Origin of the sequence: Paenibacillus cineris (assembly GCF_018333335.1) — a bacterium.
In the GTDB taxonomy this organism is placed as follows: Bacteria; Bacillota; Bacilli; order Paenibacillales; family Paenibacillaceae; genus Paenibacillus_AQ; species Paenibacillus_AQ favisporus.
The window spans coordinates 4,083,936-4,097,452 of sequence record NZ_BORU01000001.1 but is presented as its reverse complement, the minus strand read 5'-3'; the positions used below and the strand labels follow the sequence as shown (position 1 = coordinate 4,097,452).

Sequence of the window (13,517 nt, the reverse complement as noted above, 5' to 3'; positions counted from 1 at the left end):
CCGTAAGCGGCGGCTAGAACGCCATTTTATACAGCGGCAGCAGCTGTTCAAAAGTGGAATGAATGACGGACACCAGTTGGTCTCCTTCCTCCAGCACGGGGTCCCCTTTTTCAATCCGGAGTCCGCACAGCACCTCGGATTTTTTGACGTTCTTCAGCTTTTCCGCCATTTTGGCGAAGTCTGCGGCCTTCATTTCAGACTGAGGGGTAAAGCCGGGGTCCATATGGTCCATCGACCAATAGAACGTTTTGGGGAGCTTTTTGACAGCCGCGATTCCTTTTTTGCCTTCCAGATGCTCGGCGAATACCGACTTGTTCGTGCTCTCGTAAATGATCGCAAAGATGATGAACAGATGCGTGCCGAACATGCCCACCTGAAAATGGGGAAGGGCTTTGTAGCCGCGTTTGTTCGCCGCCCAAGCCACCCAGGTATCGTTCGGCGGGTTTACCGTCCGGCGGGCATGCTTGGCCACGTGAACGAACATTTCCTCTCCGCAGAGCGCGGACAGGAATGGAACGATTTCGCTGCCTAATATTTCAAGTTTGGGGCGAACCCGCTCAATGAGCACTTCCATCCGGGGCTCCAGTCCCTCCACATTAAACACTTCAAAATCCTGCGCGTTAAATCCTGCAAACGGCATTCTTGCTGCCTCCTCCATCCAAATGCGTGTTGAATTTTTGTCCCATTATACCACAATCCGCGGCGGATCTTTAATTGGCAGGGCTTCCGGCCGGTCTTTTCGGTTTGATGCTGCGGCCTGCCGGGTAAAAATAGTCAATAATCCAAGTTACCGTTACATAGGATAAAGTATAAAATATAGCAAAGCTGTTTAGCCATCAGCTTGATAACGAAGCTGAAGAATCACCGGCCGATTCCAGCCCGCCGGTCTTAAGAAGCGGGAGAAGGAAATAGCCAAAGGCGGTCCAATTTTGAAGGAGGGAGTGCCGTGAATAAGAGCTATGAAGTGGAATACTGCAATTTGGAGCTTCGGTTTAACCGGCGGCATATTCAGGACCTGATCAAGGATTTGATTCAAGACGGCTATTCGTTGTACTGGAGCGAAAACGAAACCCTGTTCATCATCTCCGTCCGAACGGGGCGCAAACTCGTCAAGCTGCGGTTTAACCGGACGAAAAACGGTTATAAGATGGTTGGGGATTACACGATCCGGGACGCCAAGCTGGCGGAATGGATGGAGAAGCTGATCGAGGATACCCGCGGTCATGCGATCGTCAAACGTTTCAAGGACCGCCAAATTCTGATCGAGAGCATTCTATTCGGCGAGGTGATCCGGCTTGTCGAAATTTCAGGCTATCAGCAAAAAGTATTGTATCAGAAGGGTCCTTTTATGACGGAGCAGGAGATTTCCAAAATGTATTTCTCCAAAGAGGGCGACCTGCGCCTGCAGCTCCTGAGGCTTGAGCTGGATGACGAGCTGGAGCGCCTGTACGAGGCGATGCAGGCTGGAGATGCCGAAAAAGCGGAGAAAAGCAAGGAGAAGCTCGCCGCCTTGTCCAAGGATTTAATGATGCTTGAATGGTAACTTACCTTTTGTACGACAATAGAATGGAAGATCGTTCATAAACACCTCGGATGCGCTGCGGGGTGTTTTATCACGGGCAGCTGACTGCCGAACCCGGACTTCACTTTCACGCGTAAACACGTTAAAATAGGCTTGTTCTAAAATTTTCATCAAAAAATCGCAAAGAATGGAGAAAAAACATATGTCGAAACAACAAATTGGTGTCATCGGCCTTGCTGTCATGGGCAAAAATCTGGCACTCAACATTGAGAGCAGAGGCTTCACCGTTTCCGTGTTTAACCGCTCTCCAGAAAAAACGCATGATCTTTTGAAGGAAGCCGAAGGAAAAAATCTGACGGGGACTTTCTCGATTGAGGAATTTGTGAACTCGCTGGAAACACCGCGAAAAATTTTAATTATGGTACAAGCCGGCAAGGCGACCGACGCCACGATCGAGCAGCTGGTGCCTCACTTGGACGAAGGGGACATCATCATCGACGGAGGCAACGCGTACTTCCCGGATACACAGCGCCGCAGCGCGGAGCTGGAAGCAAAAGGACTGCGCTTTATCGGGACAGGCGTATCCGGCGGGGAAGAGGGAGCTCTGAAGGGACCTTCCATTATGCCTGGGGGACAAAGAAGCGCCTACGAACTGGTGGAACCGATTCTGACGGCGATTTCCGCCAAAGTGAACGGGGAGCCTTGCTGTACATATATCGGACCGGACGGTGCCGGACATTACGTAAAAATGGTGCATAACGGCATCGAATACGGCGACATGCAGCTGATCTGTGAAGCTTACCAGCTTCTGAAGGATACGCTGGATTTGAGCGCCGAAGAACTGCATGAAATTTTCTCCGACTGGAACAAGGGCGAGCTCGACAGCTACCTGATCGAAATTACGGCCGATATTTTCGCGCAAAAGGATCCGGAGACGGGCAAACCGATGGTGGACGTTATTTTGGACTCAGCCGGCCAAAAAGGCACGGGCAAGTGGACAAGCCAAAGCTCCCTGGATTTGGGCGTGCCGCTGTCTATGATCACGGAATCCGTATTCTCCCGCTTCCTGTCGGCCATGAAGGAAGAACGCGTAGAAGCGAGCAAAATTTTGAACGGCCCGAAAAAAGCACCGTTCCAAGGAGACAAAGCCGAGTTTATCGAGAACGTCCGCAAGGCGCTGTTTGCAAGTAAAATCGTATCCTACGCCCAAGGCTTCGCGCAGCTGCGCGTCGCTTCCGACGAGTACGGCTGGGATCTGCAGTACGGCAACCTGGCGAAAATCTGGCGCGGCGGCTGCATTATCCGCTCCCGCTTCCTGCAGAACATCACCGACGCCTACGAGAAAGATCCGGGCCTGAAAAACCTGCTTCTGGACCCGTTCTTCAAGGACATCATCGAGAACTACCAGGAAGCATGGCGTACGACGGTAGCGACGGCCGTGGCTCAAGGCGTTCCGGTTCCCGGCTTTGCCAGCGCCCTGGCCTATTTCGACAGCTACCGCACGGAGCGGCTGCCGGCGAACCTGCTTCAGGCGCAGCGCGATTACTTCGGGGCCCACACGTTCAAGCGCGTGGACAAGGAAGGCGTCTTCCATCACAACTGGATTCAGGAGTAATCGTTACTTGGGGGAGCCGCTTCGTTTTCTCCGCTCTGGAAAAGACCGTGCATCGCCTCCAGCAGGCAGACGCGGATCCTCTCGTTGTCGAGCCCTTGGGCAGATGACCGGCTGAGCAGGAGGACGGCGGCCTCGCCGAAATATTGAAAATTGCGCATTAGACGTGGCTTGGGAAGCTCCAGCAGGGCTGGATCTTTCTGGGCCACTTTTTTTTGGACGTAATGAAGCACCCAGAGCAGATCGTCCCGGCACAAAATGTGCTGGGGATCGAAAATTTGCTCTATCCGTTTGGGGCCTCCTAGTAAAGGGCTATGGGAATCATGCATGGCTCCTCTCGACCACTCCTCATATTCTACTGGTTATCAAGTTGATGTATGTATATGATAGAGTTCCTGCAAATAGACTTGCAGGCGAAGGACGGCATTGTCGAAAGTTTTTGGCCTGTGTTATGATATGTAGCAAGTAACGGCATGGGCAGCAGCAAGTGCAAAAAGGGGTGTTCTATTGAACCGGACTAAACAAAATATTATCTTGATCGGTATGATGGGCACGGGCAAGTCAACCGTCGGCGATCTGCTGGCTATGGAGCTCGGATACCGGCTGATCGATCTGGATGCCGCCGTTGTGGAAAAGGTCGGCATGACGATCCCGGAGATCTTCGAGCGGCATGGCGAGCCGCATTTCCGCGAGCTCGAGAACGAGACGCTGCGGCAGGTGCTCGACTCCGGAGAAGGAGTGATCGTCGCCACGGGAGGCGGCGCGGTGCTGCGCCCGGACAACTGCGAGCTGATGCTGCAGGGCGGTCTCGTCGTGGCGCTCACCGCGGATGCGGAGCATATTATTGCCAGGGTCCAAGGAGACCGGAACCGGCCGCTGCTTGCGGGCAATGCGGAGGAGCGGGTGAGAGCGCTGCTTGAGGTGCGGAGAGACGCATATCGCTTTGCCCACTGCACGGTGGACACATCGGGCCTTGCGGCGGAAGAAGTCATGCGTGCAATTTTAGCGCATTACCGCGTCTAAGCTTATCTCTGTGAAAAGCAGCAGCAGCCTGACCGGGGTCAAGCTGCTGCTGCAGTAGCTTAGGTTGCGGAAGGGCATCCAAGCCATAACTTCCCTTTGTGGGGATGATGTTTTTCGGGGCACCCCGCAAAGTACCTGAATAGGCATCGAAGCGAAAGCTTCACTTTGTGGGGATAATGTTTTCGGGGCTCCCCGCAAAGTACCTGAATAGGCATCGAAGCGAAAGCTTCACTTTGTGGGGATAATGTTTTCGGGGCCCCCCGCAAAGTACCTGAATAGGCATCGAAGCAAAAGCTTCACTTTGTGGGGATTATTCTTCTTCTTCCTCGTTCCATTGAAGCATGCCGCCGACCATGTTGACGCAGTCGATGCCGTGCTGCGACAGGTACTGGCAGGCGCGCATGCTGCGGCCGCCGCTGCGGCAGATCATGATGACTTCGCCGTCTCTCGGGATTTCGTCCAGACGGGCGGGGATTTCACCCAGCGGGATATGCTTGGCGCCGCTGATCATGCCCTGGGCCACTTCATCGTCCTCACGGACGTCGATCATCTGCAGGGACTCGCCGGCAAGCAGGCGGCGTCTCACCTCAGAAGGCTCTATTTCACGAAACATTGACAATGTTAAAACCTCTTTTCGACTGTAATCATACTGTTCATCACCTATGATAACCAAGCAGTAAATCGGCTGTCAATCCGGACAGACCCGCGGGAAGAGCCATACTACCGACTAGTGCAAAGGAGATTACACATGGACATGATCGTACATCCGACTCCCCGGCTGAGCGGGGAAATCGGAGCTCTCTCATCCAAAAACTATACGACCCGCTACCTGCTGGTGGCGGCGCTGGCCGAAGGGACAAGCACGGTATACTTCCCGGCTCACAGCGAGGACAGCGACGCCATGCGCCGCTGTATCCAGGACCTCGGCGCCACGCTCGTCGAAGACGACGAGAAGGCCGTCATTACCGGCTTCGGCAGGCATCCGCGTGACGTCAAGGAGCTGAACGTAGGCAACGCCGGCGCGGTGCTGCGCTTCCTGATGGGGACCGCCGCCCTCTGTCCGGAGGTGACGTTCGTCAATACGTATCCGGACTCGCTGGGCAAGCGCCCGCACGACGACCTGATCACTGCGCTTGAGCAAATCGGCGTGCAGGTGGAGCACAACAACGGGCGCCTGCCGATCACGATTCGAGGCGGGCAGGCGAAAGGCGGCCGAATTACGGTATCGGGCGAAGTAAGCTCGCAGTACTTGAGCTCTCTGCTGTTCCTGACGCCGCTGCTGGCGGAGGACAGCGAGATTGAGGTGACGGGCGACCTGAAATCGAAAGTCGTCATCGGTCAGACGCTGGAAGTGCTGGAGCAGGCAGGGATCGTCATTCATGCCAGCGACGACTACACGCATTTCCGCGTTCCCGGCAACCAGTCCTATCAGGCGAAAACCTATACCGTTCAGGGCGACTACCCCGGATCGGCGGCGGTGCTGGCCGCGGCAGCGGTCACGGAATCGGACGTGCTGATCAAGCGCCTGCCGGTGCAGAGCAAGCAGGGAGAGCGCGCGGTTGTCGACGTGCTTCAGATGATGCAGACTCCCCTGACGCATGAGAACGACGAAGTTCATGTTCGCGGCAACGGGAAGCTCAAAGCCGTCGAGTTTGACGGGGACGCAGCCACGGATGCCGTGCTGGCCATGGTGGCGGCCGCCGTGTTTGCGGAAGGAACCTCCCGCTTCTATAACGTGGAAAATTTGCGCTACAAGGAATGCGACCGCATCACCGATTACCTGGCTGAGCTGCGCAAAGCCGGGGCCAACGTGGAGGAGCGCCAGGCGGAGATCATCGTCCACGGGCGGCCGGAAGGGGTCGAGGGGGGCGTCGAGATCAACGCCCATTACGACCACCGGGTCATCATGGCGCTGACCATCGTCGGCTTGCGCTCCAAGCAGCCGCTGCGGATCAAGGACGCACACCACGTCGCCAAATCGTATCCGCAGTTCTTCGACCATATGAAGGCGCTTGGCGCCCAGGTGGAATGGGTAAAGTAACTCATAAGTTATAAGTACAAGTAAATCCGATCTTGAAGAAAAAAAGAGCAAAGGCGGGATGAACGATGTCATTTGAAAATCCGACCCGGGAAGAAATCAAGGAAATTCTGGAGCAGGCCGGCAACATTGCGGTCGTCGGCCTGTCCGACAAGCCGGACCGCACTTCTTATATGATTGCGGAAGCGATGCAGCAGCGCGGCTACCGGATCATTCCCGTGAACCCGACCGTTCAGGGAACCATCCTTGGCGAAACGGTCTACGCCTCGCTGAAAGACATTCCCGAACCCGTCGATATTGTCGATGTGTTCCGGCGCAGCGAATACTGCGCGGACGTGGCCAGGGAGGCTGCCGACATCGGCGCGCGGGTACTGTGGCTGCAGCTCGGCGTTGTCAACGATGAAGCCGCCAGCATCGGCGAAGAGAACGGCATGCGGGTCATTATGGACCGCTGCATCAAGGTTGAGGACTCCGTTACCCGGCCGAACCGTCCCGGCCAAAAGAACGGATAATACCTTCACTGAATACGAGGCAAGAAAGGGCCGTGCAGAGCAATCTGCAGGTCCTTTTTTCTTTTTGACAAAAAGTTGAACAACGCGTACCATTTTAAATATGTGTGTGTGTTGAGAGGAGAGTGCATGTCTTGAACTGGCTTGGATCGCTGCAGCAGCTCGGCAGAGCAGTGATGCTGCCTACGATGGTTCTGCCGTCGGCCGCCATACTGCTGTGTGTCGGCAGTCTGCCATGGGCAGCCTGGGGGCTGCCGGGCGTCGCAGAGGTGTGCACTTGGGCAGGACAGGGTATTTTTTATTTCCTCCCGTATCTGTTTGCGGTAGGAGTGGCCTGGGGACTGGCGAACCAGGCGGGACCGGCTGGCCTTGGGGCTCTGGCCGGGATGTTTATCTATGATCAAATTACGAGGCATTTGGGTAATGGTGGCATTCAGCCTTCCACGCTGATCGGCATCATTTTCGGCATGATCGCCGGCTCTGCCTATAACCGGTATAAACATATCAAGCTGCCTGAGATTGTCCAGTTTTTTGGCGGCTCGCGCTTCGTGCTTTTGTTTATGGGGCTGTTCTCCGCCCTATTTTCGTGGGTGATGGTCTTCATCGCTCCGCTGCTGCAGAAGGCGCTGAACGAGCTGACCATGCTCATGGCGCATATGGGCGGATTCGGTCTGTTTTTATACGGCATTTTGTACCGGATCCTGACGGCGTTCGGCCTTCATCATTTGCTCAACAATGTTTTCTGGTTCCAGCTGGGAACTTACAAAACCCCGTCGGGCAGCATCGTGCAGGGGGATTTGCCGCGTTATTTTGCGGGGGATCCGACCGCCGGTACATTCATGGCCGGACTGTTCCCTATTATGATGTTCGCACTGCCGGGCATCGCCTTGGCGATCATCCAGGAAGCGCGGGAAGATCTGAAGCCGAAGGTCAAGAAGACGTTTTTGACGGCGGCCTTGGTCTGCTTCTTGACCGGGGTATCGGAACAGATCGAGTTTGCCTTCTTGTTCGCAGCGCCTTATTTGTTCATCCTGCATTCGATCCTGTCGGGGATCGCGATGTGGATTACGTATGCGCTCGATATTCATCACGGGTTTTCCTATTCCGCAGGGGCGATCGATTATCTGCTGAACTTCCATCTGTCGCATAACGCGCTTCTGATTATTCCGATCGGGCTCGGATACGGCCTTATGTACTATTTTCTGTTCCGCTGGGCCATTCGGCGGTTTCAGATTCCGACTCCCGGACGCGAGGAAGGCTCCACGCTGGAGGACTGGGCAGGCAACATCCCTTATCAGGCGCCGCTCATTCTGGAAGCGCTCGGGGGCAAGGACAACATCGTTCAGGTGGAATCCTGCATCACCCGGCTGCGGCTGACGGTCAAGAACGACCGCATGATCGACAGCAATGCGCTGAAGCTGCTCGGCTCCGCGGGGCTGATCAAGCTCGGCGGGGGCAACGTGCAGGTCGTATTCGGCACCTATTCGGAGCTGATCCGCGAGGAAGTGAACAAGCTGCTGCACCGGGATTTGCCGCAGGTGCTGTTCAGCGCGCCGGTCCAAGGGAAAATGATCCCGATCGAAGAAGTGCCCGATCATATTTTCGCCGCGAAGCTGGTGGGAGACGGGGTGGCGTTCATGCCGGAGAAAGGGGAACTCGTGTCTCCGGTATACGGGACAATCATGCACCTGTACCCGACGATGCATGCCATCGGGATCTCGACACCGGAAGGGCTCGAGGTGCTGCTTCACATCGGCATCGATACGTCCCAGCTCAAGGGCGGGCATTTTACTGCGGTCGTACAAGAAGGAGACGCGGTGGAGCCCGGCCAGCTGCTGGTTAAATTTGATATCAACTATATCCGAAGTCATGCTTCATCGCTTGCCACGCCGATGGTGATCACCAACCCGGACCGCGTTAAGTCATGGAGCTTCGCTCCGTTCAAAGCCGTCAAGAAGGGGCAGACGTCGGTTATGTCCGTAGTATTACACGACAGAAATGTTGGAGGTTTGGAATCATGATACAAGGCATCGGTGCATCTGCCGGGGTAGCGATTGGAAAAGCATTTGTACTGCCGAACTGGGAATGGGACCTGCCCGAGACCGGGATCGACGCAGTAGATCTGGCCAACGAATTTGAACGGCTGTATGAGGGGATACGCACCTCCAAAAATGAGATTGAGTTTATTAAAAACGAGTTCAGGGATATGGTCGGGGAAGAGGAGTCGAGCATTTTTGACGCCCATTTGGCCATCCTGGACGATCCGGTGTTCATGAATGAAATCCAGGGCGTCATTGAGCGCCAGTATAAAGCGGCCGAGGTCGCGGTAAAAGAGGCGATCGATCATTTCGTCACGATGTTCGACCTGCTGGATGACGAATACATGAAGGAGCGGGCGATGGACATCAAGGATGTCGGCAACCGCCTGCTCAAGCATCTGCTCGGCGCACCGGAGATTACGCTGCCTGCGGATACCCAGCCGTATATCCTCGTGGCCAAGGAGCTGTCCCCGTCCCAGCTGGCGCATTTGAATCCTTCCCACGTGCTCGGCATCGTGACGATGGTCGGCGGGAAGACGTCCCATTCGGCCATTATGGCACGGGCTCTCGGTATCCCGCTCGTTGCGGGGCTGGAGAACAAGCTGAAGGATCCGATCCAGACCGGGGATTTGCTGGTCATTGACGGAGATACAGGAGCGCTGTATCTCAATCCGGATGAAACGCTCGTGGAAGAATATGTGCGGATCCGGGAGCGCCAGCTGGCGAAGAAGGAGCAGCTGGAGCTGCTGGCTGCCGTCGAAGCGATCACGAAGGACGGCTGCGAGCTTCACCTGGCCGCGAACATCAGCTCCGCCAAAGAAGTGGAATCGGCCTTGAAATACGGCGCCAATGGCGTAGGGCTGTTCCGGACGGAATTTTTGTACATGGACCGCAGCACGTTTCCGAGCGAAGAAGAACAGTTTGAGGTGTACCGCCAGGTAGCCCAGCAAGTGGGTGAGCTTGGGGCGGTGATCCGCACGCTCGACATCGGCGGCGATAAGCAGCTGGATTATTTTGCGCTGCCGGATGAGGATAACCCGGTTCTAGGCTACCGGGCGATCCGGATCAGCCTTGACCGCCAGGAGCTTTTTCAGACGCAGCTGACCGCCATTCTTCGGGCGAGCGCGTTCGGCAGGGTGAAAATTATGTACCCGATGATTTCATCGGTCGACGAAATCAGACAAGCCAATGAAGTGCTGCATCGGGCCATGGCCGATCTTGACGCAAGGGGCATCGCTTACGATAAGGACATCCCGGTCGGCATCATGATCGAGATTCCCGCCGCGGTCATCATCTCCGATCTGCTCGCGGAAGAATGCGACTTTTTCAGCATCGGCACGAACGATCTGGTGCAGTACGTATTGGCTGTTGACCGGATGAACGAGCAGATCGCCCATATGTATCATCCGTTCCATCCGGCGATTCTGCGGATGCTGCGCACGACGGTGGAAGCCGCGCACCGGGCGGGCATTCCCGTCAGCGTGTGCGGCGAAATGGCCGGCGATGAACGCTCGGTACCGATCTGGCTGGAGCTGGGCGTGGACCATCTGAGCATGTCGATCCAGTCCCTGCTGAAGCTGAAGCATCGGATACTTAACACGACGGCTTCCGATGCGAAGCGGACGGCGCAGACATGCTACCAGTTGAAGAGCAGCGTCGAAATCGAACGCCTGCTGACCGAATTTGCCGAGCCTGCCTGCGCAAATAACGAAAGCGTAAATCAGCCTCGGGGCGAAAAGGGCAGCAACGCTTCCTGACCGCCTGCCTGCCCCTGCCGTCTAAATACAGACAAGAGCCCGCCGATCCACCAAGTGGACGGTCAGGCTCTTTTTTTTGACCCGGCTGACTGCCTTTGGCCTGCTGCTTATTGCCCCGCAAGCGCATCGCAAAAGGCTTTGCCGTAAGGCGGAAGATCCGGCGGACGGCGAGCGGACACGATATGTCCGTCGGTGACAACCGCCTCGTCCTTCCAGATCGCGCCGGCGTTCTCCATGTCGTCCCGGATGCCCGGAGTGGAGGTCACGGTAACGCCCTGCAAAATTTTAGCCGAGACCAGCACCCAGCCTGCATGGCAGATTTGCCCGATCGGCTTGCGGTCCTCGTGCATTTCCTGCACCAGCTGCAGCACCTTTCCGTAGCGGCGCAGCTTGTCCGGCGCCCAGCCCCCGGGCACCAAAATGCCGTCGTAATCCCGGCTGTCCACTTCTTCAAACGAATAGTCCGATACGGCAGGAACGCCATATTTGCCGATGTAGGAATGTCCCTTCTTGTCCCCGACCAGGTGCACCTCGGCGCCTTCCTCCCTCACCCGGTATACGGGATACCACAGCTCCAAGTCTTCAAACTGGTCATCGACGAGCGCAATGACCTTCTTTCCGGCTAATCTCATGTTCAGCATGCTCCCTCCTGAGTAAATGTCCCTATGTTTCCAGTGTAACAAAAATGAATAGAACAATCATGCTTTACAAGAAAGGGATGGGCCGTTTGGTAAATAAAACAGGTGGGCTGGAGAGGAAGGAATCCAGCGCGGGCAGGGCGAATACGAAGGGGAACGACGATTTTTACAATGACTATATAAAGATGTAAAAAGATATATGGGGTGGAAATATGGGATCAAAATGTAAATGTGGGGAAGTCCTTAGACTTGACCTCCGCACGGTGATGTATACCCGTAATGTAATCATACGGCATGTTCCGGTGCTTGCTTGTGACGATTGTTCGAATTATGAGCTGCTGCCGTGCATGAGACCGGTGCTGAAGAAATGCGTCGAGACGCTCGGGGAGCGTCCTTCCCGTCGAAGCTTTTCTTTGGCAGACCACCATGAGCTGGCAGGAATGGTTCGCGAGGTGTTCCTGCGTCCCGACAGCTTGTCCCGCGAAGATTTGGAGCTGCAGATTGAAACCGAGGTCAGGGACCGTATCAACCTGCTTCTGGACTTATACAGCTTTGCCGAACAGACTGAGGACCACGAGTGGGTGGAAAATATCCGGGAGCGGCTGTCCCAGCTGTCGGCGATGCTGCCTGAATTGAACCAATTTTACGCCTGATTTACGTTTTACTGCATTTTTTCGGGTTTTTCGCTAGGTATGTTGGATTTTTCACGAGCTTTTTGATACGATAGATTCAGATTTGAATCGAAAAAAGGGGATGTATATCAAATGGCGACAATGACTAAACTGACTACTAGCGATCAGCTGCAATCCGCATTGGAAGCCTCCACAGATAAGCCTCTGCTGCTGTTTAAGCACAGTACACGCTGCCCGATCAGCGCCGGTGCGTATCGGGAAATGATGTCTTACTTGGAAGATCAGCCGAATGAAGCCGTACAGTATGGTCTGATCCATGTTGTCGAAGACCGTCCGGTATCGATGGAAGCGGCGGATCGTCTTGGGGTGCAGCATGAATCGCCTCAGGTTATTCTGGTTCAAAATCAGGCGCCCATCTGGCATACGTCTCATTCTCATATTACTTCTGAAGTGATTAAAGAGCATTTGCAACAGCTGTAAGTGTAATCATTGCACAATGCAAAATTTTGTCGTATCATTGAGTTTAATGGGTTGACGAATGAAAATTTATTTGCAATGGAGAGAAGGAATTTGACGGTAACCATTTACGATGTGGCGCGTGAAGCAGGCGTATCGATGGCCACGGTATCGCGGGTTGTCAACAACAATCCGAACGTGAAGCCTCAGACCCGGAAGAAAGTATATGAAGCAATTGAACGTTTAGGATATCGTCCGAACGCGGTGGCAAGAGGACTTGCCAGCAAGAAAACGACAACCGTGGGTGTCGTGATTCCGGACATATCCAACTCCATTTTTGCGGAGATCGCACGGGGTATCGAAGATATCGCCAATATGTACCACTACAATATCATTTTGTGTAACGCTGACAAGAGAAAAGACAAGGAAATTCGCGTCATCAACACGCTGCTTGAGAAGCAGGTGGACGGGCTGCTCTTCATGGGCGGAACCGTAACGGACGAGCATATTCAGGCCTTCCAGACTTCGGCTGTGCCGATCGTGCTCTGTGCGACGCGCGACGAGAACGGCATTTATCCTTCCGTGGATATCGATCATGAGGCGGCCGCCTTTGACGCGGTAAATACGCTGATTCGTCACGGTCACCGGGACATCGCCATGATCAGCGGAACGCTCCAGGACCCGGCGAACGGCTATGCCCGTTTCCAAGGCTACAAGAGAGCGCTGGAAGCTGCTGGCATCGAGTATCAGGAAGACCTGGTTCGCATCGGCAACTACCGGTACGAGTCCGGTGTGGAAGCGATGAAGTATTTCCTCGGGCTGAAGAAGAAGCCTACGGCGATCTTTGCGGCCACCGACGAGATGGCGATCGGCGCCATTCACAGCATTCAAGACGAAGGTCTGAAGGTTCCCGATGACTTCTCGATCATCAGTGTGGATAACATCCGCATGGCTTCGATGGTTCGTCCGCAGCTGACGACTGTAGCGCAGCCGATGTACGATTTGGGTGCGGTAGCGATGCGTCTCTTGACCAAGCTGATGAAGAAAGAAAATGTGGACAACCCTCGGGTCATTCTTCCTCACGAAACGATTTTGCGGCTCTCCGTAAGTCATGTGAACGAGGAATAAATAGACATATCCAAATATGAAAAAGGTTGAATACTCGTGAAAAAAGCTCCTTCAGGGAGCTTTTTTTGGGATGTGCGGCTATTAACAGATACGATGCGGCCATGTGCCTGTTTTCATAGCCAATTAAGGACTTATCGTCCGGAATCATATTTTTGCACAAAAA

14 protein-coding genes are annotated in these 13,517 nt (G+C 54.7%); 10 read left to right on the top strand and 4 right to left on the bottom strand.

Annotation, left to right across the window (positions count from 1 at the left end; genetic code table 11):
* Positions 1-13 precede the first annotated feature (13 nt).
* Positions 14-640, bottom strand: a complete 627-nt coding sequence (locus KI379_RS19085; RefSeq protein ID WP_212984424.1) for a YktB family protein — start codon at positions 638-640, stop codon at positions 14-16.
* Positions 641-946: 306 nt separating this feature from the next.
* Between KI379_RS19085 and KI379_RS19080 the strand changes: the two genes are divergently transcribed.
* Positions 947-1,543: a hypothetical protein gene (locus KI379_RS19080; RefSeq protein WP_076169896.1), complete on the top strand. Its 597-nt coding sequence runs from the start codon at positions 947-949 to the stop codon at positions 1,541-1,543.
* A gap of 181 nt (positions 1,544-1,724) precedes the next feature.
* On the top strand, positions 1,725-3,137 hold the full coding sequence (gene gndA, locus KI379_RS19075) for an NADP-dependent phosphogluconate dehydrogenase (RefSeq protein ID WP_076169897.1): 1,413 nt from the start codon (positions 1,725-1,727) through the stop codon (positions 3,135-3,137).
* On the opposite strand, the gene KI379_RS19070 is transcribed toward gndA, so the two are convergent.
* Positions 3,128-3,463, bottom strand: a complete 336-nt coding sequence (locus KI379_RS19070; RefSeq protein ID WP_076169898.1) for a hypothetical protein — start codon at positions 3,461-3,463, stop codon at positions 3,128-3,130. The genes gndA and KI379_RS19070 overlap by 10 nt on opposite strands.
* A 178-nt stretch (positions 3,464-3,641) precedes the next feature.
* Here KI379_RS19070 and KI379_RS19065 point away from each other — a divergent pair, with 178 nt between their 5' ends.
* Positions 3,642-4,157 (top strand): shikimate kinase, encoded by a 516-nt coding sequence (locus tag KI379_RS19065; RefSeq protein WP_244169252.1) that lies wholly within the window; start codon positions 3,642-3,644, stop codon positions 4,155-4,157.
* Positions 4,158-4,467: 310 nt separating this feature from the next.
* On the opposite strand, the gene KI379_RS19060 is transcribed toward KI379_RS19065, so the two are convergent.
* Positions 4,468-4,770: a rhodanese-like domain-containing protein gene (locus tag KI379_RS19060; protein WP_076169899.1), complete on the bottom strand. Its 303-nt coding sequence runs from the start codon at positions 4,768-4,770 to the stop codon at positions 4,468-4,470.
* Between the two features lie 135 nt (positions 4,771-4,905).
* Between KI379_RS19060 and aroA the strand changes: the two genes are divergently transcribed.
* The 4 genes from aroA to ptsP all read left to right on the top strand — a co-directional run bounded on the left by aroA (position 4,906) and on the right by ptsP (position 10,500).
* The gene (gene aroA / locus KI379_RS19055) at positions 4,906-6,198 is read left to right on the top strand and encodes a 3-phosphoshikimate 1-carboxyvinyltransferase (protein ID WP_076169900.1); all 1,293 of its coding nucleotides are present in this window, start codon (positions 4,906-4,908) and stop codon (positions 6,196-6,198) included.
* 65 nt (positions 6,199-6,263) lie between these two features.
* Entirely contained in the window at positions 6,264-6,707 is a 444-nt protein-coding gene (locus tag KI379_RS19050) for a CoA-binding protein (protein ID WP_076169901.1), read from the top strand.
* A gap of 131 nt (positions 6,708-6,838) precedes the next feature.
* Entirely contained in the window at positions 6,839-8,725 is a 1,887-nt protein-coding gene (locus tag KI379_RS19045) for a glucose PTS transporter subunit IIA (RefSeq protein ID WP_076169902.1), read from the top strand.
* Complete coding sequence (gene ptsP / locus KI379_RS19040; RefSeq protein ID WP_212984423.1) at positions 8,722-10,500, top strand: phosphoenolpyruvate--protein phosphotransferase; 1,779 nt, start codon at positions 8,722-8,724, stop codon at positions 10,498-10,500. The genes KI379_RS19045 and ptsP overlap by 4 nt, the downstream gene beginning before the upstream one ends.
* A 107-nt stretch (positions 10,501-10,607) precedes the next feature.
* Here ptsP and KI379_RS19035 read toward each other — a convergent pair whose 3' ends face one another.
* Entirely contained in the window at positions 10,608-11,132 is a 525-nt protein-coding gene (locus KI379_RS19035; protein ID WP_212984422.1) for a type 1 glutamine amidotransferase domain-containing protein, read from the bottom strand.
* A gap of 353 nt (positions 11,133-11,485) precedes the next feature.
* On the opposite strand from KI379_RS19035, the gene KI379_RS19030 reads away from it, so the two are divergent.
* From KI379_RS19030 to ccpA, 3 genes are all read left to right on the top strand, one after another.
* Complete coding sequence (locus KI379_RS19030; RefSeq protein ID WP_144025411.1) at positions 11,486-11,791, top strand: hypothetical protein; 306 nt, start codon at positions 11,486-11,488, stop codon at positions 11,789-11,791.
* A gap of 111 nt (positions 11,792-11,902) precedes the next feature.
* Entirely contained in the window at positions 11,903-12,250 is a 348-nt protein-coding gene (gene ytxJ / locus KI379_RS19025) for a bacillithiol system redox-active protein YtxJ (protein WP_076169905.1), read from the top strand.
* A gap of 90 nt (positions 12,251-12,340) precedes the next feature.
* A complete protein-coding gene (gene ccpA / locus KI379_RS19020; protein ID WP_076169906.1) occupies positions 12,341-13,354 on the top strand; it encodes a catabolite control protein A in 1,014 nt (337 codons plus the stop codon).
* Positions 13,355-13,517 lie beyond the last annotated feature (163 nt).

What these genes read in the sequence shown, in the direction of transcription:
- KI379_RS19060 (WP_076169899.1), bottom strand. Translation starts at nt 4,770, where the DNA reads ATGTTTCGTGAAATAGAGCCTTCTGAGGTGAGACGCCGCCTGCTTGCC.
- KI379_RS19030 (WP_144025411.1), top strand. Translation starts at nt 11,486, where the DNA reads ATGAGACCGGTGCTGAAGAAATGCGTCGAGACGCTCGGGGAGCGTCCT.
- KI379_RS19085 (WP_212984424.1), bottom strand. Translation starts at nt 640, where the DNA reads ATGCCGTTTGCAGGATTTAACGCGCAGGATTTTGAAGTGTTTAATGTG.
- ytxJ (WP_076169905.1), top strand. Translation starts at nt 11,903, where the DNA reads ATGGCGACAATGACTAAACTGACTACTAGCGATCAGCTGCAATCCGCA.
- KI379_RS19050 (WP_076169901.1), top strand. Translation starts at nt 6,264, where the DNA reads ATGTCATTTGAAAATCCGACCCGGGAAGAAATCAAGGAAATTCTGGAG.
- gndA (WP_076169897.1), top strand. Translation starts at nt 1,725, where the DNA reads ATGTCGAAACAACAAATTGGTGTCATCGGCCTTGCTGTCATGGGCAAA.
- KI379_RS19035 (WP_212984422.1), bottom strand. Translation starts at nt 11,132, where the DNA reads ATGAGATTAGCCGGAAAGAAGGTCATTGCGCTCGTCGATGACCAGTTT.
- aroA (WP_076169900.1), top strand. Translation starts at nt 4,906, where the DNA reads ATGGACATGATCGTACATCCGACTCCCCGGCTGAGCGGGGAAATCGGA.
- KI379_RS19070 (WP_076169898.1), bottom strand. Translation starts at nt 3,463, where the DNA reads ATGCATGATTCCCATAGCCCTTTACTAGGAGGCCCCAAACGGATAGAG.
- ptsP (WP_212984423.1), top strand. Translation starts at nt 8,722, where the DNA reads ATGATACAAGGCATCGGTGCATCTGCCGGGGTAGCGATTGGAAAAGCA.